Below are 23387 nucleotides of genomic sequence, written 5' to 3' on the forward strand. Positions count from 1 at the left end.
GTTCAATATCAGCGGTCTTGATAAATCTGCGCCAAGATTTTGTCCGCACCTTGTGCAATGAGCGCTTCAGCCACCACCACACCCACGGCTTCGGCAATTTGCTGAGACTCCCGTGCGTCATCAACTAACGCGTTATGATGCTCAGCTTTTAACAAGGTTTTACCATCTACACTGCCGACACGACCCTGTAAATAAATTTGTCCCTCTTGAATGGTAGCAAAGCCTGCAATCGGTACTTGGCAACCACCCTGCAAATGACGATTCATGGCGCGTTCTGCCATCACGCATAGACGGCTTGGCTCGTCATTGAGCGGTTTTAATAGCGCCAGCACATCGGCATCATCACTTCGGCATTCAATGGCAAGCGCACCTTGTCCGACCGCTGGCAGACTGATATGCGTATCAAGTTCATGGCGAATACGATCGGTAAGCCCTAAACGCGTCAAGCCACTGGTTGCCAAAATAATGGCATCATACTCACCTGCATCTAGCTTGGCTAAGCGCGTGCCTACATTGCCGCGTAGGCTGATAATCTCTAAGTCAGGACGATATTGCTGAATTTGGCATTGACGGCGTAAACTTGATGTACCAAGTTTAGCCCCTTGTGGCAACGCATCTAGACTTTCATAGTGATTTGATATAAAGGCATCGGTTGGCTGCTCACGCTCACAATATGCGCCAAGCGTCAGACCTTCAGGAAGCACCATGGGTACGTCTTTGAGCGAATGCACGGCGATATCGGCACGTTTTTCATACAAGGCTTGCTCAAGCTCTTTGACAAACAGACCTTTTCCGCCGATTTTGGCTAGCGGGGTATCTAGGATTTTGTCACCTTTGGTGACCATCGGTACTAGATTGACGGTCAGGCTTGGGTACAACGCTTGCAACCGCGCTTGGATGTGTTCGGCTTGCCACAATGCAAGCGGGCTTTGGCGAGTAGCGATATTTAAAGTGGTTAATGTAGTCATAGCAGTATCTTTTTTAGCAAACAATAAAATGCCTAACTCTCTAAGCTAGGCATTTGTCAGATGGGTATCAGTCATTGATTTAGCGAGTTAGCCATCAGTATAGCAAAATGTCAGGATAATTTCTCTGACTGCTCGCTAAAGCATACGCAAACATACGAAAGACGACACTACATACACTACATTGATTGGATTTTATCGCGTAGTAATGGCAAATGACGGCGACTAACGGCAAGCTTGTCAGGCAAACCTTTGAAACGTACTTGGTACTGACCTTGGTCAATCGCTTCAAGCATTTCTAGGTAGTTAACATTGATTAACGCATTGCGATGGATACGAAAGAACGCATCACCAAATTCTTGCTCAAGCTCTTTGAGGGTTTCATCAATTAAAACTGTGCCGCCTTTATGACGGATTTGCACGTATTTTTGGTCCGCTGTAAAGTAATAGATATCTTGCAGCGCAATCAGCTCCACCCCGCGATGGGTACGTGCCGCAATATGCTGACGATTGGACTGTGCTAACGGGTCTTCTAATCGACTGATTTCATTGAGCTGTGCATTACTAAGCAATGACGCTCTCGATAGTACCTGTAACAATTCTTCTTTGTTGGCAGGCTTTAGCAAATAGCCAATCGCGTGTGCTTTGAATGCGGCAATCGCATAATGGTCATACGCGGTCACAAAAATAATGGCTGGTGGATTGTTAAGTTCATTGAGCTCTTTGGCGCAGCGGATACCATCCATTTCTGGCATACGAATGTCTAACAAAATTACATCGGGTGCGGTTTCTTTGACTTTTGCAATGGCCTCAATACCTGTGGCTGCCTGTGCAACAACCTCATGTCCTTCTTCTCTTACGATGCGTGTCAGCCTCTCTCGGGCCAGTGGCTCATCGTCACAGATCACAACTCTCATTGTTTACTCCTTTGCTCCTTTGAGGTCAAAAACACCTGTATTCGACCCTACAAGTCTTACTTTCTTCACAATCTAATGCCAAATCTAACACAACCGCTTGGTGAGCAATCAAACACTCATAAAATAGCGCTTAACTGATTAGATAAACTAATAAACGCATTGTTTTAAGTAGACGCAAATTAATATACCATAGTTTGTTAGATAAAATGTGAAATGCCGCGTCAGATTGGTGACTTTTTTATGCCCATTCCAACTAACAAAATGACTGGGCTAAAAAGCGGCGACATCCTTAAGGGGATAGCGAATTTGAGTCACTAACACATGTCCAGATAATTCAAAGTGAATGCTGGCTTCATCACCAAAGTACTGACGTAAAATTGCCAGTTGACTGTTAAACTGCAGTTTTTGGTGAATATCGTGACAAATCAGCTGATACGTCGTGGCTGGCAGCTCAATTTCGATATCAATTTTGGCAACGTCGTTTTGCCAATCGATACTAATAGTAATGTGAATGGGGTCGGTGCTGTTTTCAACAATCAGTACAATCAGTTTTTCAATCACCATTTGCAGCGATAACGAGGTAATCACCATATCATAGAGCAAATCTTCAACGGGCAACTGCCAAGTTACTTTCAGCTTTTTATCAAAACGGTATTTTTCGATGCTCAAATAGCTTTCGCATAGCGCCATCTCATCCAGGAGCGCGATCTCACGCGTTTCATCAAAGCTCACCCGATATAGATTTGAGATATGACGAATCATTCTCTCGGCTTCATACGCATCGGTTTCTATCAGATACTGCATAGTATTGAGTAAATTAAAGAAAAAATGCGGTGTGATACGCGCCTTTAACTGCTCGTTTTGTTCGATGAGTTTTTGTTGGGTACGCAGTTCAACGCGGCGAATATTTTGATACTGTATCTCAAAATAAGTGAGCAGCACCACTATCATCAAAAAAGCAAACAAAGTATTCGCAATGGTTTCTAGTATCAGCGCATTTAAACTGACTTCATAGCCGAGCGTAAAGAATAACACCAACCGACCTAGCAAGCTCAGTAACGGCACGATAATAAACGAAGTCGATAGCAGATAGGCGGTGATTTGTTTTGAACGCCAATTAAATTCTTTGAATTTTTTGGCAGAATTCGCCACAAAAACCATTTCACCCGTCACAGTTAAGATAGTAATCACCACCGTTTCAATGCTATGGCGGATAATCAAACTGATATCATTGGTAAAAGTTAAATAGGTTAAAATCGAAACCAGTGAAAAAAACGCGATATAGCTTGCCCACAGTTTAATGGTCTGTTTTTCGCTCAGATTGGGCAGGAAAAAAGTGCTCGTAAGCGGCTCTTTAATCCGCTTGAGTGAAATTTGTGAGGCATCCTCAGTTTTTGCTATACTAGCCCTAGATTTTGCAGAGGGAATTAGCAGCTCTAGCAATCTCATTGTCTTTATTCCTTTCAAACTTACACAAAAAATGGACGTATTATGAGCAATCAAATTTCCGCTGATTCTAGCACATCTAGTATGTGGGGTGGACGTTTTAGCGAAGCCACTGACAGTTTTGTCGCTGAATTTACCGCGTCTGTCGGATTTGACCAACGTTTTGCCAATCAAGACATCGCAGGCTCGATTGCTCATGCCACCATGCTTGCTAAAGCGGGGATTATTACCGAGGCGGACAAAGACCAAATCGTTGGCGGTTTAACCCAAATCAAACAAGAAATCGCCGATGGCAAATTTGTGTGGTCGGTGGCGCTTGAAGACGTGCACATGAATGTGGAGTCTCGTCTGACCGCTATTATTGGCGATGTCGGCAAAAAACTGCATACAGGGCGTAGCCGTAATGACCAAGTTGCGACCGATATCCGTTTATATCTGCGTGACCAAACTGATATTATTTTAGGATTGTTAAAACGTCTACAAACGGGCTTACTGGATTTGGCAAGCCAACATACCGACACTATCATGCCAGGCTTTACCCATCTGCAGACCGCGCAGCCTGTCAGTTTTGGTCATCATGTGATGGCATGGTTTGAGATGCTAATGCGGGATAGCGAGCGCTTGATTGATGGTCGAAAACGTATCAACCAAATGCCCTTAGGCGCCGCAGCGCTGGCAGGTACGACTTATCCGATTGAGCGCGAATTTACTGCCGAGCTTTTGGGTTTTGAAGGGATTTGTCAAAACTCGCTGGATGCCGTATCCGACCGTGATTTCGCCATTGAATTTGCCAGTAGCGCAAGCCTGTTAATGATGCACTTGTCACGTATGAGTGAAGAAATCATCTTATGGATGTCAGCGCAATTTGGGTTTGTGGTCGTCCCCGATCGTTTTTGCACGGGCTCATCGATTATGCCACAAAAGAAAAATCCCGATGTGCCAGAGCTGGTACGGGGTAAAGCTGCACGCGTGTTTGGCGATATGATTACCCTATTGACCTTGATGAAAAACCAACCGCTGGCTTACAACAAAGACAACCAAGAAGATAAAGAGCCGCTATTTGACGTGGTAGATACTTTAACCGGCTCACTACTTGCCTTTGCTGATATGCTGCCTAATCTGATTCCAAATAAAGAAAATATGCGTGCTGCGACCATGAAAGGTTATGCGACCGCCACCGATTTGGCGGATTATTTAGTGCGTAAAGGCTTAGCTTTCCGCGACGCGCATGAAGTAGTGGGTAAAGCAGTAGCATTAGGTGTGCAAAAAGGCGTAGATTTGAGTGACTTATCGCTCGATGAGCTTCAAGGCTTTAGCAACTTAATTGGTGAGGATGTATTTGAATATCTGACCCTTGAAGGCTCACTCAATGCCCGTAACCACATTGGCGGTACAGCGCCTAATCAAGTCAAAATGGCGATTGAACGTGGGCGTCAGCGTATCGAACAATTAGGTCATTAATATGCCAAAACTATTCTCGTATGGCACATTACAACAAGAAAATGTACAGCTTGCCACATTTGGGCGTACACTGGTGGGTAGTAAAGACCAACTCATTGGCTACCAGTTGGGTGAAATCGAAATCACCGATGAAGATGTGCTCGCCAAAAGTGGCAAACGTTTTCATCCGATACTACTTAAAACCAATAACCCAACCGACAAAGTGGCAGGTGTGATTTTTGACATTACCGATGATGAGCTTGCCCAAGCCGACCGCTACGAAGTCGATGCCTACGCACGAGTGGAAGGTCACTTTGACAGTGGCGCTACCGCTTGGATTTATGCCGATGCAAGAGACATAGACTCGCAACTATTAAAAGGATAACAAATGGAAACTTATAACCCCGCTGACCACATGGTCATGTGCCGTAAATACAAACAAAACCTACCCAAAATGCCAAAACCGCCGTTTCCTAATAAGCTTGGCGAAGAATTGCAAAACACCGTGTCTGCCAAAGCGTGGAACGAATGGCTAGAACACCAAACCATGCTCATCAATGAAAATCACTTGAGCATGATTGACCCAGAAGCCAAAAAATTTATTACCGAGCAGCGCAATAAATTTTTGGATAATGAGGACTACGAACGCCCCAAAGGATGGACAGCGCAAAAATAACCTTTAGCATGTATTCAACAAGTCTTTGACAAGGATTTTCAATGTCTCAATCGATTGAAACTATTGACCAAAAAACACGCTTAAAATCTATTTTAGGCGGTTCAGCGGGTAACATGGTCGAATGGTACGACTGGTATGCGTACGCAGCTTTTACCTTATATTTTGCGCCTGTATTTTTTCCGAAAGGCAACCAAACGGCTCAATTATTAAGTGCGGCAGCGATTTTTGCGGTGGGTTTTGTCATGCGACCGATCGGTGCATGGATAATGGGCGTTTATGCGGACAAGAAAGGTCGTAAAGCAGGTCTTACCCTATCAGTAACATTAATGTGCTTAGGCTCACTTATGATTGCTGTTACCCCAAGTTATGACAGTATTGGAATTTTTGCCCCAATTATGTTGGTGACTGCTCGTTTAATTCAAGGTATTAGTGTAGGCGGCGAATATGGGGCAAGTGCCACTTACCTCAGCGAGATGGCGGGTAAAGACAAGCGCGGATTTTTTTCCAGTTTTCAATACGTTACGCTGATTTCTGGGCAGTTAATTGCGCTAGTGCTTCTGATTATTCTACAGCAAGTTTTAACCCCTGCTGAGCTCAAAGCTTGGGGCTGGCGGATTCCGTTTGTCATAGGGGCTTTGTTGGCGTTTTTTGTATTTTATATTCGCCGTGGCTTGCTTGAGACAGAATCCTTTAATAAAGTTGATACCAGTAGTTCGCAAAAAAAATCCGGCGCATTGGCTTTATTTAAAGAACACCCGAAAGCGGCATTTACTGTCATTGGATTGACCGCAGGCGGTACGTTGGCATTTTATGCTTACACCACTTATTTGCAAAAATTCTTGGTCAATACGTCAGGGTTTAGTAAAGAGTCAGCCACCCAAATCACCGCTATTGCGTTATTTATTTTTATGCTCTTGCAACCTGTCGCTGGGGCATTATCCGATAGAATCGGGCGTAAACCGCTGATGATAGGATTTGGTGTGATGGGGGTGTTATTTACTTACTTTATTTTTAACACCTTGGCAGGCACGACAGACCCGTGGATGGCATTTGCGTTATGTTTATTTGGTCTAATAATCGTCACAGGTTATACGTCAATTAATGCCGTAGTCAAAGCTGAAATGTTCCCTGCGCATATTCGTGCGTTGGGCGTGGCGTTACCCTATGCCATTGCTAATACTTTGTTTGGCGGTACAGCTGAGTATATAGCATTGTCCTTTAAGCAAGCAGGTCATGAAGAATGGTTTTTCTTGTATGTGACGATTATGATTGGGATTTCATTGATTGTTTATACTCGTATGAAAGATACCAAAGAGCATAGCTTAATTAATCATGACTAGCCCACCCATAAAAGGCTAGAGTTAGCCAACAAAAAACCCCAAATAGATTTATTTGGGGTTTTTGCTTTTTTGGTGTTGATTAAACCATGATAATCAAAGTTTAACCCATTTAGGCAAATAATAAATAACGCAGTTAAAGCCTTAAGCTTGCGCTTCTTCTTTACGCACTGACAGTTTTTCACGGATACGTGCTGATTTACCAGAACGGTCACGTAGGTAGTAAAGTTTGGCACGGCGTACATCACCACGACGTTTTACTTCAATTTTTGCAATTTGTGGTGAATGGGTTTGGAACGCACGTTCAACGCCTACACCACTAGAGATTTTACGTACGGTAAACGCAGAGTTTAAGCCGCGGTTACGTTTAGCGATAACAACACCTTCAAATGCTTGTAGACGCTCACGGTCGCCTTCACGCACTTTTACTTGTACGACAACAGTGTCACCAGGACCAAAACTTGGTACGTCTTGCTTAAGCTGGCTATTTTCGATTTGTTGAACCAAAGGATGTTTGTTACTCATGAGATTTTCTCCTCTCACTGGGGACAGAGGCTAAGCTGACTAAGGTTAGTTGGCGTCAGCAAATGCGCATACTCCCCGCTAATTTTATGTGCCTTGATAGCAATCGACACGATTAGGGCATCCGTCAAGTGGATGAATCTGGGTTGCTGTCTTTAGCAGATTGCGCTGCTTCTGTCAGCCATTTTTGTTGCTGTTTGGTTGGCACAAATGCTTGCCACAAATCAGGACGTCTTAACTGGGTACGTGTTGCCTGCTGAATAAATCGCCACTTAGCGATGTTAGCATGATGCCCTGACAATAGCACGTCAGGCACTTTCATCCCTTGATATTCAGTCGGTTTGGTATATTGTGGACAATCGAGCAAGCCATCCACAAAGGAGTCTTGCTGCGCCGATAAATCATCGCCCATCACATTGGGCAATCGGCGTATCACACTATCCATCAATACCATCGCGGGCAATTCACCGCCTGTCAGCACGTAATCACCAATTGAGCACTCGATATCGACATACTGACTCAGTAGTCTTTCATCGATGCCTTCATAACGACCGCATAACAAAATCAAGCCGTCATATTGGCAAAAATCAAGCACCCTGCTTTCGCTCAGTGTCTTGCCTTGTGGCGATAAATACACCACAGGACAGGTTTTACCGCGCGCATTGGCTTGCGTTTTGGCGTAGTCGATGGCTTTTTGTAACGGCTCTGCCATCATCACCATGCCAGGACCCCCACCAAACGGACGCTCATCGATACGACGATAATTGTCTGTAGTAAAGTCTCTTGGGTTAATCAGCAAAATTTCCGCTTGCTTGCGAGCCAGCGCCCGCCCAGTGATGCCAAAATCAGTAATACTAGCAAACATTTCGGGCAAAATGGTTATTACCGCAAAAAACATACGCTACACTCACTTTAGCTTGGCATTAACAACGCCTTATTGATTGACAACTCCCATCGAATAAACGCTAGGCACCCATCAAGGATGAATCCGCAATGTTAATCATCAATGCTAGTTATCAACGTTTAATAATCACTGTTTAATAATCACTGCCCCAATCAACCATCAGGGTTTGCTCGGTCAAGTTTACCTCGCCAATGATCTGTTTGTGCCAAGGAATCAATCGTTCTTCGCCATCCACACTATCAGCAGTCGGCTCGACTACCATAATGGCATGTGCCCCTGTTTCAAACAGCTCTTTTACACGTCCTAAAATGACATTTTCTGACTGGCTAATCACCGTCAAACCAATCAAATCTGACCAATAATATTCGTCTTCTGCAAGCTCGGACAGATTGTTTTTTTCTGCCCAAAGGCTCACGCCAAACATGGTTTCTGCGATATTGCGATCGGGTACTTCGTTAAGTTGTACCACGTAGCCTTTACCTTGTTGTCGCCAGTTTTTTACCGTCAAGGTCTTTTGACCCATGGCAGTATTGATGACCCAAGGCTGCATATGAAATATCGCTTCACGGTCTTCAGTAAAGCTAAATACCCATAGCCAGCCATGAATGCCATAAGGCTTTTTTAGCTCGCCGATTTTAAACAGCGATGCGTTAGCCTCATTGGTATGCAAGTCTGTCGGTTGTTTTGCCATATTAAAGTCCGCTGTACTTAATTTTTATAAAAAATTAAGCAGTTGCTTGTGCTTTGCTAGCTGCTTTAAATAAAGCGGCAACACGGTCAGAAGGTTGTGCACCTTTGTTGATCCATGCTTGGTAAGCGTCAGCGTTGATGCGTACTGGCACTTCTTGACCTTGCGCTAGTGGGTTAAAGAACCCGATGTTTTCGATGTAACGACCGTCACGGGCATTGCGTGAGTCGGTTACCACGATTTGATAAAATGGGCGTTTTTTCGCACCACCGCGTTGTAAACGGATAACTACCATAATGTTCTCTCTGTGAATGCAATCAATTGAATCTAGTTCAGTGGTTAGAGCCTAAAAGACCCAAACAATTGAAAAAACGGTATAAATACAGTTTTAGCAAAGTTTAGGTACACCAAAAAGGGCAATAGTTTAGCATATTTTTATCAAAATCAATAGCTTTTTGGGGTAAATTTTGACTTTTTATATTTAGCGCAAGTTTAATCACATTGAAGCGATGCCATCGCTCACCAGTCCATAAAACCAGTCCATAAAACCAATGCATAAAAAAAGGCGCTTATTCGCGCCTTTTTTTATGGATTGAATAGCCAATTATCGTTTCATCGTTTCATCGTTTCAATCAGCACATACACCCCTGCCCCGACCAGATAGCCAATCAGTGCAAGCCAAGTGATTTTTTTCATGTACCACATAAACGGGATTTTCTCCATGCCCATCGCTGCCACGCCTGCCGCCGAGCCGATAATCAAACAGCTACCGCCTGTCCCCGCACAATAAGCCAAAAACTCCCAAAACATGCCATCTTGACGAAACAGCTCAAGGCGCGCCGCTTCAGCTGCCGCCGCTTGCGCGATACTGGCATCGGTGGTCAGCGGATACATATTCATTGCCCCTGCTACCAAAGGCACGTTGTCCACGATTGAGGATAACAAGCCAATCAGGACATTGATGAGATATACATTGCCAAAAGTGGCATCCAGCCATTTTGCTACGTCACCGAGTATGCCCGCAGTGGCGAGTGCTGCCACCGCCAATAAAATACCGAGGAAAAATAAAATACTGGGAATATCAATGCGGCTTAGTACGCCTTCAACCCCGATACGCTCACGGATATAATCATCTTGGTGACGGTGCATGATTTCAGTGACCATCCACAGTACTGCCAAGCCAAACAACACGCCGACATAAGGGGGCAAATGGGTAATGGTTTTAAAAATTGGCACAAATGCCAATGCCCCCAAACCCAGTAGTAACACTGTCATGCGCGTTTTTTGACTGATGCTGTCTTGAGCATTTGATTTGATGGTCGCACGTAGGCTTTCGATACGCTGCTCTATAGGCATACTAGCCAATTCACTGTCAGATTCTTGTCCGCTTGGCAGTATAGGCGCGGTCACGGTTTGACCCTTTAGCTGCATCATCACCAAGCCCATGGGGATTAACGTACATACGATACTTGGGATAAACACATTTGCCATAATGCCCGTTGCGGTAATCTGACCGCCAATCCATAGCATGGTGGTGGTGACATCACCCACAGGTGACCAAGCGCCGCCTGCATTGGCAGCAATCACAATAAGACCTGCAAAATACCATCGCATTTTTTGGTCATCAATCAATTTGGACACCAGTGATACCATCACAATGGTGGTGGTTAAGTTGTCGAGTAACGATGAGAGAAAAAAGGTGATAATGGTAATAATGGCAAGTAGCTTACTGGCATTTTTGGTATGGATTTTATCGGTAATCACTCGAAAGCCATCATGCGCATCAATCAGCTCAACAATCGCCATCGCCCCCATCAAGAAGAACAAAATCTCGGCGATTTCTGCTAGATGCTCACGTAACTGCTCACCGACAAAATGCAAGGAATCTTGATGATTGGCAAGGCTGGCGGTCACCGAATGGTTGGCAACAAGCGTATCGATACCAAAGCTCAGCATTACCCATAATGCAATCGCAGTCAGTAGCGCGCTGGCAGCTTTGTTGACATGGATATTGTGCTCAAAGGCAATCGCCATATACCCTAATATAAAAATCCCTGCTATCACCACGTATAACATTACCCTTCCCCCTGTTATGCTAATACCCACATGCAAAATATCTTAACCTTAGTTGGCATTATACGGTAAAATTATCGCCAAATTCTAGCGACACGCATTTTGACTAACCTAGCTCAATTTGCGCTAACCGACAACAGGACAACCCCATGACGACGTTATCAACTACGCCAACTTTAATTATCCCTGCCATTGACCTCAAAGACGGCAAATGTGTCCGCCTAAAACAAGGGCGTATGGAAGACGATACCGTATTTAGTGACGACCCTGTCGCAATGGCAAGCCGCTGGGTAAAAGAAGGTGCTCGACGCTTGCATTTGGTGGATTTAAACGGTGCTTTCGATGGCGTGCCGGTGCATAAAGACGTCGTCACCGCGATTGCCAAAGCCTACCCAAATTTACCTATTCAACTCGGTGGCGGTATCCGTAGCCTTGACACCATCCGTCATTATCTAGAAGCGGGTTTGACCTATATTATTATCGGTACCAAAGCAGTCGAACAACCTGAATTTGTTGAACAAGCGTGTCAAGAATTTGCCGGTCATATCATTGTGGGTATTGATGCCAAAGATGGCATGGTAGCGACGCATGGCTGGGCAAATGTCACCGATGTCAAAGCGGTGGATTTGGCAAAACGCTTTGCTGATGCAGGTGTATCTTCTATCGTCTATACTGATATTGCGCGTGATGGCATGATGCAAGGCGTCAATGTCGAGCAAACAGTCAACTTGGCAAAAGAAGGCGGTATTCCGGTGATTGCCTCAGGTGGGGTGACGGACTTACAAGACATCGAAAATCTAAAACCCTACAGTGATTATCTTGAAGGTATCATTACAGGCCGTGCAATTTATGAAGGCACACTCGATATTGCTGCGGCGCAGGCGCTTCTCGATAGCTAGCAGGCGCTTCTCGATAGCTAAATGATATCTAATTCGCTATATGACGGAAGGTCAGATTAATTCTACCTTCCGTTACTTTTTTAGTCTTAGGCAGGCTGTGTAACCAATGGCGCTGGGTCTGTCCGCGCATGACAATTAGCTGTCCATTTTGCAAGGGAATCTCGACTTTTTCCTTGGTGATGCGGTGCTTGAATACAAATTTACGGGTTGCCCCTAAGGAGACAGACGCGATAATGGGTTCATTACCCAGTTCGCTTTCATTATCGGCATGGTAGCCCATACCATCATCGCCTGTGGGGTAATAATTAAACAAACAGGCGTTAAAATTTGCGCTTATATGTTGCTCAGCCAGCAGCAATTCTATGTGCTGTTTTAATGCCAAAACATCTGCTGTCCAAGGCGTTGCCGTCTTGCGTTGTCCAGAATAGTGATAATCGTTTTCACTCATCCACACGATTTGGCGGTGGGTGACATAGGTTTTGCCAAAAATTGTGACAACGTCATGCTGCCAAGGTAACTGCGTTAAAAAATGCCGATAAAGCGCATTGGGCTCATCAGCGGGGTTGTCAAAAACCTGCCCAAAATCATTGACAATGCCATCGTATGGCAACAAATTCTCGTTGGGATTGGCGGCAAATAAACTCATGTTAGCTTGTCAACTTTAGCTTTTGAAAAATGAGCTTGGCGCATAATTCTGGTGCTTCAAGTGGCAGTAAATGTCCATAGTCATTGAGCACCGTCATTTGCTCACTGGGCACGAATTTATCCCACATCTGACGCACTTGTCGACTGATAAACATCGACGGCTTACCGATAATTAACTGCACAGGCACTTTGTTGTCGGCAATAAGCTGTTGTAACGGCTTCATAATCAGCGGTGTGCCAAAATAATTGGCGAGTTCTTGCTTGGGTGAAAAACGTAGCGTGAGTTCAGCAGATTGACCTGCCTCTAAACTATTTTTGGCATAGGTTAAAAGGTGTTCATCGGTGATACGTTTGTACGCTTTATGACGGCGAAGAAATTGATAATACCCATCCACACTGTGCCAGTCGGCTTGTTTGACTTGGGTGCTTTTAAAGGGTTCTCGGGTCATTTTCACCATGCGTGGCACCAGACTATAAAGCTTGCCTTGCTGATTGGTAAAGGTGACAGGCTCAAGCAAATAAAGCGCGCTAAACAAGTCTGGGCGTTTGGCAGCCGCCATGGTGGTGGCAGTTGCCCCTTGAGAATGCCCGATACCGATGATTGGTTTGTCCTGTGTTTTTTGCAAAAATTCGATTAAGACATCCGCATCTTCTTCACGAGTCATTTTGTCCGCGGTCGGTTTATCGTACCATTCCCCCCGCATGGTTAGCGCGGTGATGTTAAGATGTTGCGCTAAATCGCTCAAGAGTGGCTCATAGACGCCTAAGGCAAAGCCGTTACCGCCGTAAAAATGGGCAGTCTGGCTGGCGGCAGGGTTTTTGATGTTATAGTATTTGGCGTTTTTGCCATTTAGCTTGATGCGTCGTTCTTCCATGCCAATTGTCCTAATTAATCACTTTTTTAGCCACTTTTTAGTGACTAAAAGGTGACTTTGTCACTTGATTATAAGACCCAGTGAAAAGTTATGGCTACCCCTTTTGTGACTTGGCATTCACCCTTGCCGTTGGGCGGTATCAAATCTAACGTAAGTTAGCACTGTCTTTATTTAATCATCTTCGCCAAGAAAGCCGCCACTTTGTCTTGCCCACAATTTGGCATACACGCCATTTTGAGCTAAAAGCTGGGCATGGCTACCTTGCTCGACGATTTGCCCTCTATCCATCACCACCAATCTATCCATCGACGCAATTGTCGATAATCGGTGGGCAATCGCAATCACGGTCTTGCCTGCCATCATATCGTTAAGGCTGTCAGTGATGGCGTATTCCACTTCACTATCGAGTGCCGAGGTCGCTTCATCGAGCAGCAGAATCGGGGCATTTTTGAGCATAACACGGGCGATGGCAATGCGCTGGCGTTGTCCGCCCGAGAGTTTAACCCCTCGTTCACCGACTTGGGTATCCAAGCCGACATTACCTTTGGCATCGCTTAAATGTTGGATAAACTCCCACGCATGGGCTTGTTTGGCGGCGCTGATGATTTGCTCATCGGTGGCATCTGGGCGACCATAGGCAATATTTTCTCGCACGGTGCGGTGCAGTAGTGAGGTATCTTGGGTGACCATGCCGATTTGTTGGCGTAGGCTTTCTTGGGTGACATCGCTGATGTTTTGATTATCAATCAAAATCGCGCCACCATCGACATCATAAAAACGCAGTAGCAAATTCACCAAGGTTGATTTACCTGCCCCAGAGCGTCCCACTAGACCAATTTTTTCACCTGCTTTAATTTCAAGGTTAAAATCATCGAGTAGTTTTTGCTTGGCATCGGTGTCATTGGTTTTATTGCCACTGCGACCATAATTAAAATCGACATGGCTAAAGTTGATTTCGCCTTGCGTGATGAGTAAATCCCTAGCATTCGGCTTATCTACCACGGTATGCGGTTTTGACAAGGTTTTCATGCCGTCCTGCACGGTACCGATATTCTCAAACAATGCCGCCGTTTGCCACATTATCCAATGGGTCAAGCCGTTAAGACGCATCGCCATTGCAGTCGCCGCCGCAATCGCTCCCACGCTTAGGCCATTGTAATACCACAGATACAAACCGAGGGCTACCGTAGTACCGACCAACACCACATTAATCAAATGATTGACCAGCTCAAGGCGAGACACCCAGCGCATTTGCTCATGCACCGTACCCAAAAACTGGCTCATCGCATCTTTGGCATAAGTCAGCTCACGGCGAGAGTGGCTAAATAATTTTACTGTCGTGATATTGGCATACGCATCCGTAATCCGCCCTGTCATCAAAGCACGCGCATCGGCTTGGCGACTGGCAGAGTTTTTAAGCTTGGGGATAAAATACGCCACAGTGGCAAAGAACATCACCATCCACAACAAAAATGGGATAAGTAACCAACCGTCCAGGTGAAATAAAATAATGCCACTACTGACAAAATACACCAACACATACACCAGCATATCGGCAATAGTCATAATGGTATCGCGCACCGCAAGCGCGGTTTGCATCACCTTGGCAGACACCCGACCGGAAAACTCGTCTTGATAAAACTGCATGGATTGACCGAGCATTTGACGATGAAAACGCCAGCGCATCTGCATTGGGAACACGCCTTGCAAAGTCTGAAAATGAATCAGCGAACTTAAGCCCACCAAAATCGGGCTGACCACCAACACGGCCGCCATCATTAGCAAACTATCGCCTTTTTCTGCCCACAGATTAGCGGGCGTATAAGCACCCAGCCAGTTGACGATATCGCCAATCCACTTATAAAGTAGCGACTCATACACGCCTATCAAGCCTGTCAAGAACATGAAGGCAAAAATCCAACCGCGCAGACCCTTGGTACACGCCCACAGAAACTTCAGAAAATTATCCGTCGGTAGGTTGTAATTGTCTTCTGGATAGACTTCCAGACGATTTTCAAAAAAACGAAATAAACCCATAATTGATTATCAGTAGTTTAAAATTATCTGTGTTATTTTAGCAGATATTGAGTATTGATAGCAGGGTTGCTGATGGCTAGCTACAATCCTTTACATACAAGTAAACAATTTTCAACTTAATCCCTAAGCGGTAGTTATCAAAACTTTTTTATCGCCATAAAAAAGCCATTATTCTAGGATAATGGCTTTTTTTGAGGCTTTTTTTGAGATTGGTTCAGCCGCTACAATATTGGGTAAAAGTACTAAAATCATAAGCCATGCAAATGACATTCTTATGAAGACTTATAAAGCTTGTGCGATAGATTGATGATAAGGCAAATTTACTGCGGTTAATTCGCCTTTTTTTATCCACTAATCAAACCGATAGATATCCATACCCAGATTGTAGTGAGCGAAGCTTTCATGCACCACCGACATCACATCCCCTGCCCCCCGTGCAAAAAATACAGGCAGTAAATGCTCGGGCGTTGGGTGATTGTGGCGAGCCAAGCTATGCGTCTGCCAATCAAACATCGTTTTGTCATTGGTTTTTAACTGATCTATTATCCAGTATTTAAAGGTTTTGGCTTGCGGCTCAATCTGTTGACTGTTAAAACGCACGCCATACAAGTTATGAGTAATACTGCCCGATGCCACAATCAATACCCCTTGTTGCCGTAGCGGTGCAAACAACTGCCCAAGCTGATACAACTGACTGGGGCTAAACCCGTGTGGCAACGACACCTGCACGATTGGCACATCGGCATTTGGGTACATGTGTAGCAGCGGTGTCCAGACACCATGATCAAATGGTTGATTGTCGACCACTTTAACCGCCACTTGCATTTGCGCTAGCTGCTTGGCGATACTTTGTGCAGCCGCCGGATGACCAGCTGCTGGGTACTGGATTTCAAATAGCGCTTTAGGAAAACCCCCAAAATCATGCAAAGTGCTGGGGGCTGGATTGGCGTTGATCAGCCACTCGCCACTTTCCCAGTGCGCCGACATGATGATGATAAGCTTTGGCTTGGGTAAATCTGCACCGAGCTGATGCAGCGCCTGAGTAAATGGCGTATCTTCAATCGCAATCGTCGGTGCGCCATGCGAGATAAATAAACTCGGCAGCGTTGGCTTGTCAATGCTTGCGCCTAATACATCAGTTAATGTTAAACCCTTCATGGCGACCTCCTATTGTTATCACCTAAGATTTTTATTACCTAAGATTTTGATTAACTAGGCACTGACAGCTTGTCCGCGATTATCAAAGGAAAAAGCACCCGCGCCTGCAACAGATAAGTATAAGAAAGCAAAGCTATACAGTACAGCGGCTTCCCCTTGGTTGAGCAGTGGCAACCAAAAATTATCAATGCCCGCGTGCATCATAAAGTATGCCACCGCCATTTGACCTGACAGAATAAAAGCGACAGGACGCGTGAACCAGCCCAAAATCAGTAACACGCCACCGACCAATTCTAACACGCCTGCTAAGCCCATCAGCGAAAACAATTGCAAGCCATCAAACATCGCCACATGCGGCACCCCAAATAATTTTGCCATGCCATGTAGCATAAAGGTGTAGCCCAGTACAATGCGAAGCAAGCCAAGTACATAAGGTTGATATCGAGAAAAATTGTTCATTGTTGTGTCCTATTAGTCTAAAGTTAAAGTCATGAATATATGTGATGACGCCATTATATTGATATCTTATTAAGAGAAAAACACATAAAATATTGATATATTATTTCTTATTAGTTGATAATTGAAATGACGCATTCAAGCGTTAACTCACTTGAAGTATTAACTGACTTAAGGATACACATGGATACGCTCAAAAGTTTGCAGGTGTTTCGCACTATCGTAGAAAAAGGCAGTTTTACCAAAGCCGCCGATGCACTCGATATGTCGCTTGCCATGACCAGCAAACACTTACAACACCTTGAAGCCTATGTGCAAGCTAAGCTGTTACATCGCAATAACCGTAATTTGAGCCTCACTGAAGTTGGTCAACAATACTACGCTGAAGCGGTACACGCCCTAGATATTTTGCAGCAGGCAAAAACCAAGGCACACGATGGCAGTGTATTGCCGGAAGGAAAACTGCGAATCATTGCACCGGTATGGTTTGCCACGCCCTATTTTGTCAATCTGCTTGCCAAATTCCAGCAGGATTACCCTAAAATTGTACTAACGGTTGACTTGGAAAATCGCTTCACCGATTTGATTGCTGAGGGCTATGACCTAGCCCTGCGGGTGGTCAACACACCACAAGATAATTTAATTGTCAAACCGCTGGGCAAAATAGATTTTTATTATGTCGCAAGTCCGCGTTTTCTTGCGCAGCACGAGCCGCCTACGTCTGCAGATGCGCTCAGTGATGTGCCAGGGATTTTACCCAACTACACGCACATGGCAACCACACTCAAACCCTATAACAGCAGTAATAACACCGTGATGATGGCACAGATGGCGCTGACAGGCATGGGCGCTGCGATATTACCCGAATGGCTGATTGAGGATGAGATTGCGCAAGGACGACTGGTCAAATTGTTTGAGCAGCCATTTAGCAGCGTATCAATCTATGCGGTCTATATGAATCGGGCATTTTTAAATTTAAAAATACGCTTATTCATTGATTTTTTGGGGGATAACTTAATAAAAAACGATTAGCCTGTTAACTGCTTTTACCCTTTAGGTCACGAGCCTTAGCGTCGATTGGGCAACGAAGCCGGCATCCGACTAGTTCATGTTGTTTGAATTGTACAAGTTGGGTATTGACTATTCCCATTAGTATGCGCATTATCTGATGATGTATTGCAATAATTTTTAATAAAAATAATTTTTAATATAACAACAATTTAGTAGAAAAATATTCGTTTAATTTTTCACCAAAATATTTCTCTTGCATCAATTTGGTTCATGTCATGATTTTTATGCGCCTATGTCATAGGTTTTTTATTTTACACTGCACCAACTTCAATGATTCGACTAATTTTGGTGCAAAATTGAGCGATTTTTAATCTATTTTTCAACTATTTAACTGCCTTTCGCTTTGTTTTTTTTGGCATGAAACTTGATGAATTATTTAATAAGTTATTTATAGAATAATTTATCAAGAAAATGTCTGCCATCGTGAGGCAAAAACTATTCCATCTTTTGTCATGAATAAGGAGCCAATAATGCCAATTGCCAAAGCATTTGATGAACTGCAACTCGCCGATGGGCAATATAGACACTCGGCACAACAGGTGGGTGCTTGGCTTCAAGAGATGAATTCAGACACGTTAATTAGTTTGAATAACCAAGCATCGGATATTTTTTATCGCCGCGGCGTGACCTTTACTGTGTATAGCGATGCCAGCAACATTGAGCGCATGATACCCTTTGATATCATCCCGCGCATCATTGACATCCAAGAATGGCAAGTGATGGAAAAAGGCTGCCAACAACGTATCCGCGCGCTCAATCAATTTATCCATGATATTTATCACGAACAGACGATTGTCAAAGAAGGCATTGTGCCAAGCGAGTTTGTGTTTAAAAACAGTGGCTACGAGCCGTGGATGCTGGGTATCAACTTGGATAAACCCGTCTATGCCCATATCAGCGGCATTGATTTGATTCGCGACCAGTACGGACAATATTGTGTGCTCGAGGACAACTTGCGCACCCCTTCTGGCGTCTCTTATATGCTCGAGAGCCGCAATGTGTCACAAACCCTACTGAGTAAACTCTACCAATCTCAATCGGTGTTGCCGGTGGCGGACTATCCAAAACGGTTAAAGGCGTGTCTATCAAGCACCACCAACAAATACGACCCACAAATCGTGGTACTCACCCCAGGTCGTTTTAATAGTGCGTATTATGAACATGCGTTTTTGGCGCGTGAGATGAATGTGCCCTTGGTGCATGGCTATGATTTGATTGTAGAAAACAACCATGTCTACATCCAAGGGGTGCGCGGCAAGGTACAAGTGGATGTAATTTATCGCCGTATTGACGACCCATTTTTGGATCCGTTGGCATTTTTACCCGATTCAATCTTGGGGGTGTCAGGGCTGATGAGTGCGTATCGCGCAGGCAATGTAGTGATAACCAATGCCCCAGGCACAGGGATTGCTGACGATAAAAGCCTTTATCCGTTTGTACCCAAGATAATCGAGTATTATTTGGGTGAAAAACCGATTTTACCCAATGTGCAAACCTATCAATGCAGTGATGCCGATGAGTTGACATATGTGCTCGACCATATGCCAGAGTTGGTGATTAAAGAAACGCAGGGCTCAGGGGGATATGGGATGCTGATAGGACCGACGTCAAGTAAAGAGCAAATTGCCGCTTACCGCAAACGTTTACTAGATAACCCAGCAGGGTTTATCGCCCAGCCGACCATTAGCTTGTCCACCAACCCAACCGCAGTTGCCAGTGGCATCGCACCGCGCCATATTGATTTGCGTCCTTTTGTATTATCACATGGCGATGGCACAGTGGATATTGTACCAGGCGGATTGACACGGGTGGCAATGACCGAAGGCTCATTGGTAGTCAACTCATCCCAAGGCGGCGGGGTAAAAGACACTTGGGTGGTCGATACCGTCAATGGCAAACTCAGCGGCAAACAAGGCACCGCTCATTTGGGCACCATTCAAACCAACCATGAACGAAAATCGCAATCGTCGACTTTATTGGCATATGAAAATATCAACCATAATCGCTTAATTTTGCTGTTATCAACAGCGAGCTACTTAGTGTGGCTAGGTCGATACAGTGAGCGCTTACGCTACTATGAACAAATCATTACACGGCTGTCAAATGACCAGTGCAGCCAAACAGATGTCGATGCAATCGTGCACAATCTTGGCTTGCCGATTTCAGCCGATGCTGATGCCTTGTATGACTACCTTGCCAACAAAAAGGTGCCAGAAACCATTGGCTTTATCGAGCAAAATGTCCAAGACGTCAAAGGCGTTATTGGCAAAGATACGGCTGAACTCTATAACCTTATCAAACGGTTAGCCAATACGGGAGCGTACCGCGCTGCTAGCCTACAGCTCTATGCCTGCAATGCGTCGATGCAACAAGAAAACCCGATTGTGGTCACGTTTTGGCAACTCGGACAGTGTTTTGAATCGCTGGACTGTCATATATTGATGAAAAAAGATTGCCGTGAGTGCGTGCAAAAACTTAAAGAAGTTGTTAATACCTTGCCAGAAAACACCCGCTGGCGTGAGCTGGATCGATTGGTCAATCAACTGTTAAAGTCTAATCAACCAAAAGATTTTCAGTCACTATCGGGCGCGTTTTCAAATATTTTACAGCAAGGTGTGTAAGCCAAATCCATTAGATGACTACCATCATTTTGACAAAAATAAGCAGTTAGTGAGAGCACAATGAGACTTATAATCAGCCACCAAACCAATTATTTTTATGAACAACTTGCCTTACGCAGTGTGCAATACATCCGCATGACGCCGATGACCCTACCCCACCAAACTATCCATAACTGGCAAGTGATGCTGCCTAAAGTCGCACAAATGCAAACTGATGGCTTTGGCAACCAATGGCTCACCCTAAGCCGTCACGAACCGCACAACAATTTGCAAATTCAAGCCTTTGGTGAAGTAGAAATTAACGCTGATACCTTATTTATCCCTGACAATCAGCAAGTGCCGTATCAGATTTTTGCCGTACCCACCAAGCTGACCCAATGCTCTGAAGCCATGCGTGAATTTGCCCATGACGCGCTTGAGCAGTTTTTGCAAAGTGAGGACATCGATGCGCAGTTAGCCATCCTCAAATCATTGGCAAAAGACTTGCTCGATAAAATGCCCTATACCAAAAGCGTGACCCATGTCGGCACCACAGCAGAGCAAGCGTTTGCGATGGCGGCTGGGGTGTGCCAAGACCATACCCATGTATTTTTGGCACTGCTACGGGATAAAGGCATTGCAGCGCGCTATGTATCGGGTTATATTTATGAAGCGACCCAAGCGCATATGGCAAGCCATGCCTGGGCAGAAGTTTGGCTTGCGGGTAATTGGTACACCTTTGATATCTCTAACCAACATTTTACCCCCAACTCCCATGTCTACATCGCCTTTGGGCGTGACTATGCCGATGCGGCGCCAGTGCGCGGGGTGAGAACAGGGGGCGGTGACGAGCGACTTTATAGTCAAGTCATGGTATCTACCAGCCCCCAGTACATACCGCAGCTTAACGCGCAGTTTGCAGCGCAGCAGTAATTTGCCACTATTGATTCACCAATAATTGCTAAACCAGTATTTGCTAAAAAGGAACAACCATGACCTATTGTGTGGGTATCAGACTCAAAGACGGGATGATTTTCGCCAGTGATACTCGCACCAATGCGGGCGTCGACCAAATATCGATGTTTCGCAAAATGTACCAATACGGCATTGAAGGCGAGCGGTTTTTGGTGCTACAAACCGCAGGCAACTTGGCGACGTCACAAGCGGTGTTTACCAAATTAGATAACGCCATCAAACTTGCGCAAGAGCGTAATTTGCATACCGTCCCTACCCTGTATGATGCCGCGCAATTGGTGGGTGAGTGCCTGCGAGAAACCACCATCCATGCCCAAACCATCGCACAAGAAACAGATACTAAGTTTAGAAGCAGTTTTATTTTGGGTGGGCAAATCAAGGGGCAATCCCCCGAAATTTATTTTATCTACCCTGAAGGCAATTGCATCAGAGCAACAACTGACACGCCTTTTTTCCAGTTAGGGGAAAGTAAATACGGCAAACCTATTTTAGACCGTTCCATGAATTATGACGCATCACTCAAATCAGCGATGCGAGCCATTTTGATTTCTTTTGATTCAACCATCCGCTCCAACCTATCCGTCGGTATGCCCATTGATGTGTTGGTCTATCACAATGACAGCCTACAGATGCCACAAGGGTATCGCATTGATGAAAACGATGAATACTTTGCTAGCATCCGCCAACACTGGTCAGATGGGCTGAGAAAAATTCTGAATGAACTTGAAGACTCACCGGTGAGCTATTGGCAATAGCAACTATCATACAGTTAAAAATAAACCCACGTCAAACCATCTAGCAGGTTCTTCACTGTGTCCTCCCCTGTCGATTTATACCGCGCTTTTGGTTATATCGTTTCTGGCATATATCGCTCTTGAGACATAATGCGCTCCCGTCTATATCGACCTGTCTTAGGCAATTTTTTTTGCTATAGTTCAATTGCCTTGCCATAGATAATGCAAATACCTTGGGTTTTTGGTAGGCGGTAATTTCGGTGGGTATGGTATGATGTGATTTTTTATGATTGTTTGGTTTTTATGTTATGCAGCTAACTGATTTGGCACCTTGGGGTGAATCACTCAGAATCGCCGTAGAAGTCATCGGCACGATTGCTTTTGCCTTGTCAGGTATCTTGGCAGGCGTGCGCAAACGTATGGATATGTTTGGGGTAGCGGTGCTGGGATTTTTATCGGCGTATGGAGGTGGCACGCTGCGTGATATTTTGCTAGAGCGGCGGCCGTTTTTTTGGGTGTCCCAAGAGCTGATGTTATGGCTGGTGTTTGCGCTTTGTATTGTGGTGATGCTAGTCAATAGCCGCCGCCCGTTTCGTATTACGCCTGCGGCGATTCAATTGGCAGATGCGTTAGGGTTGGGCTTGTTTGTCGCCTCTGGGGTACAAGCATCACTGGCAAGCGGTATGCCGATGGCGGTGTCAGTCATCATGGGGATTATTACTGGGGTATTTGGCGGGGTGATGCGTGATATTGCCTGTGGTGAGATGCCCACCGCGTTTTTTGACCATCGTCCGTATGCCATGTGTGCCTTGGTTGGCGGCTGGGTGTATGCGATTTTGGCAGTTTACAGCTCGCTTGCCGCTTGGGTGATTATGTTTATCAGTACCGTCACCACCACAGGGCTGCGTATTGCCGCGCTGGCGTTTAATTATCATTTACCCGGTTGGAAAAAAAGCCCCTCTTAACCAA

At 45.0% G+C, this 23387-nt stretch carries 23 protein-coding genes; 10 read left to right on the forward strand and 13 right to left on the reverse strand.

The window, feature by feature from the left end; genetic code table 11:
• Positions 1-8: 8 nt before the first annotated feature.
• From hemC to LAJ61_RS04655, 3 genes are all read right to left on the reverse strand, one after another.
• Positions 9-968 carry a hydroxymethylbilane synthase gene (hemC, locus tag LAJ61_RS04645; RefSeq protein WP_224054642.1) on the reverse strand — a complete coding sequence of 320 codons (960 nt, stop codon included), beginning with the start codon at positions 966-968 and terminating at the stop codon, positions 9-11.
• Positions 969-1144: 176 nt separating this feature from the next.
• Entirely contained in the window at positions 1145-1882 is a 738-nt protein-coding gene (locus LAJ61_RS04650; RefSeq protein WP_036604038.1) for a LytR/AlgR family response regulator transcription factor, read from the reverse strand.
• Between the two features lie 270 nt (positions 1883-2152).
• Positions 2153-3331: a histidine kinase gene (locus LAJ61_RS04655; protein ID WP_224054643.1), complete on the reverse strand. Its 1179-nt coding sequence runs from the start codon at positions 3329-3331 to the stop codon at positions 2153-2155.
• Positions 3332-3412: 81 nt separating this feature from the next.
• On the opposite strand from LAJ61_RS04655, the gene argH reads away from it, so the two are divergent.
• Genes argH through LAJ61_RS04675 form a run of 4 tightly spaced genes read left to right on the forward strand, consistent with a single transcriptional unit; the run spans position 3413 to position 6784 of the window.
• Complete coding sequence (gene argH / locus LAJ61_RS04660) at positions 3413-4789, forward strand: argininosuccinate lyase (RefSeq protein WP_224054804.1); 1377 nt, start codon at positions 3413-3415, stop codon at positions 4787-4789.
• 1 nt (position 4790) lies between these two features.
• Positions 4791-5153, forward strand: coding sequence for a gamma-glutamylcyclotransferase family protein (locus tag LAJ61_RS04665; RefSeq protein WP_224054644.1), 363 nt, complete (start codon positions 4791-4793; stop codon positions 5151-5153).
• Between the two features lie 3 nt (positions 5154-5156).
• Positions 5157-5444 carry an oxidative damage protection protein gene (locus LAJ61_RS04670; RefSeq protein ID WP_224054645.1) on the forward strand — a complete coding sequence of 96 codons (288 nt, stop codon included), beginning with the start codon at positions 5157-5159 and terminating at the stop codon, positions 5442-5444.
• Positions 5445-5485: 41 nt separating this feature from the next.
• Positions 5486-6784, forward strand: coding sequence for an MFS transporter (locus LAJ61_RS04675; RefSeq protein ID WP_224054646.1), 1299 nt, complete (start codon positions 5486-5488; stop codon positions 6782-6784).
• Positions 6785-6925: 141 nt separating this feature from the next.
• On the opposite strand, the gene rplS is transcribed toward LAJ61_RS04675, so the two are convergent.
• The 5 genes from rplS to LAJ61_RS04700 all read right to left on the reverse strand — a co-directional run bounded on the left by rplS (position 6926) and on the right by LAJ61_RS04700 (position 10971).
• Positions 6926-7306, reverse strand: coding sequence for a 50S ribosomal protein L19 (rplS, locus tag LAJ61_RS04680; protein ID WP_007115984.1), 381 nt, complete (start codon positions 7304-7306; stop codon positions 6926-6928).
• Positions 7307-7430: 124 nt separating this feature from the next.
• Positions 7431-8201, reverse strand: coding sequence for a tRNA (guanosine(37)-N1)-methyltransferase TrmD (gene trmD / locus LAJ61_RS04685; protein ID WP_224054647.1), 771 nt, complete (start codon positions 8199-8201; stop codon positions 7431-7433).
• Positions 8202-8340: 139 nt separating this feature from the next.
• Positions 8341-8898 (reverse strand): ribosome maturation factor RimM, encoded by a 558-nt coding sequence (gene rimM, locus LAJ61_RS04690; RefSeq protein ID WP_224054648.1) that lies wholly within the window; start codon positions 8896-8898, stop codon positions 8341-8343.
• A 34-nt stretch (positions 8899-8932) separates the two neighbouring features.
• Positions 8933-9190, reverse strand: coding sequence for a 30S ribosomal protein S16 (gene rpsP, locus LAJ61_RS04695; protein WP_128681602.1), 258 nt, complete (start codon positions 9188-9190; stop codon positions 8933-8935).
• Positions 9191-9507: 317 nt separating this feature from the next.
• Entirely contained in the window at positions 9508-10971 is a 1464-nt protein-coding gene (locus LAJ61_RS04700) for an SLC13 family permease (RefSeq protein ID WP_224054649.1), read from the reverse strand.
• A gap of 146 nt (positions 10972-11117) precedes the next feature.
• Between LAJ61_RS04700 and hisA the strand changes: the two genes are divergently transcribed.
• The gene (hisA, locus tag LAJ61_RS04705) at positions 11118-11867 is read left to right on the forward strand and encodes a 1-(5-phosphoribosyl)-5-[(5-phosphoribosylamino)methylideneamino]imidazole-4-carboxamide isomerase (RefSeq protein WP_050325620.1); all 750 of its coding nucleotides are present in this window, start codon (positions 11118-11120) and stop codon (positions 11865-11867) included.
• 28 nt (positions 11868-11895) lie between these two features.
• Here hisA and LAJ61_RS04710 read toward each other — a convergent pair whose 3' ends face one another.
• The 5 genes from LAJ61_RS04710 to LAJ61_RS04730 all read right to left on the reverse strand — a co-directional run bounded on the left by LAJ61_RS04710 (position 11896) and on the right by LAJ61_RS04730 (position 17041).
• On the reverse strand, positions 11896-12513 hold the full coding sequence (locus LAJ61_RS04710; protein WP_224054650.1) for an alpha-ketoglutarate-dependent dioxygenase AlkB family protein: 618 nt from the start codon (positions 12511-12513) through the stop codon (positions 11896-11898).
• Position 12514: 1 nt separating this feature from the next.
• Entirely contained in the window at positions 12515-13387 is an 873-nt protein-coding gene (locus LAJ61_RS04715; RefSeq protein WP_224054651.1) for an alpha/beta fold hydrolase, read from the reverse strand.
• 171 nt (positions 13388-13558) lie between these two features.
• On the reverse strand, positions 13559-15424 hold the full coding sequence (locus LAJ61_RS04720) for an ABC transporter ATP-binding protein (RefSeq protein WP_224054652.1): 1866 nt from the start codon (positions 15422-15424) through the stop codon (positions 13559-13561).
• A gap of 351 nt (positions 15425-15775) precedes the next feature.
• Entirely contained in the window at positions 15776-16582 is an 807-nt protein-coding gene (locus tag LAJ61_RS04725) for a DODA-type extradiol aromatic ring-opening family dioxygenase (RefSeq protein WP_224054653.1), read from the reverse strand.
• Between the two features lie 54 nt (positions 16583-16636).
• On the reverse strand, positions 16637-17041 hold the full coding sequence (locus tag LAJ61_RS04730) for a DoxX family protein (protein WP_224054654.1): 405 nt from the start codon (positions 17039-17041) through the stop codon (positions 16637-16639).
• Positions 17042-17221: 180 nt separating this feature from the next.
• On the opposite strand from LAJ61_RS04730, the gene LAJ61_RS04735 reads away from it, so the two are divergent.
• The 5 genes from LAJ61_RS04735 (at position 17222) to LAJ61_RS04755 (ending at position 23383) form a co-directional block, all read left to right on the forward strand.
• A complete protein-coding gene (locus LAJ61_RS04735; protein ID WP_224054655.1) occupies positions 17222-18070 on the forward strand; it encodes a LysR family transcriptional regulator in 849 nt (282 codons plus the stop codon).
• Positions 18071-18579: 509 nt separating this feature from the next.
• Positions 18580-20730 (forward strand): circularly permuted type 2 ATP-grasp protein, encoded by a 2151-nt coding sequence (locus LAJ61_RS04740; RefSeq protein WP_228744263.1) that lies wholly within the window; start codon positions 18580-18582, stop codon positions 20728-20730.
• 60 nt (positions 20731-20790) lie between these two features.
• A complete protein-coding gene (locus LAJ61_RS04745; RefSeq protein ID WP_159768062.1) occupies positions 20791-21642 on the forward strand; it encodes a transglutaminase family protein in 852 nt (283 codons plus the stop codon).
• 59 nt (positions 21643-21701) lie between these two features.
• Positions 21702-22439, forward strand: coding sequence for a proteasome-type protease (locus tag LAJ61_RS04750; RefSeq protein ID WP_128681594.1), 738 nt, complete (start codon positions 21702-21704; stop codon positions 22437-22439).
• 287 nt (positions 22440-22726) lie between these two features.
• Positions 22727-23383 (forward strand): trimeric intracellular cation channel family protein, encoded by a 657-nt coding sequence (locus LAJ61_RS04755; RefSeq protein WP_224054656.1) that lies wholly within the window; start codon positions 22727-22729, stop codon positions 23381-23383.
• Positions 23384-23387: the final 4 nt, after the last annotated feature.

Origin of the sequence: Faucicola osloensis (assembly GCF_020041925.1) — a bacterium.
Classification (GTDB): Bacteria; Pseudomonadota; Gammaproteobacteria; order Pseudomonadales; family Moraxellaceae; genus Faucicola; species Faucicola osloensis_D.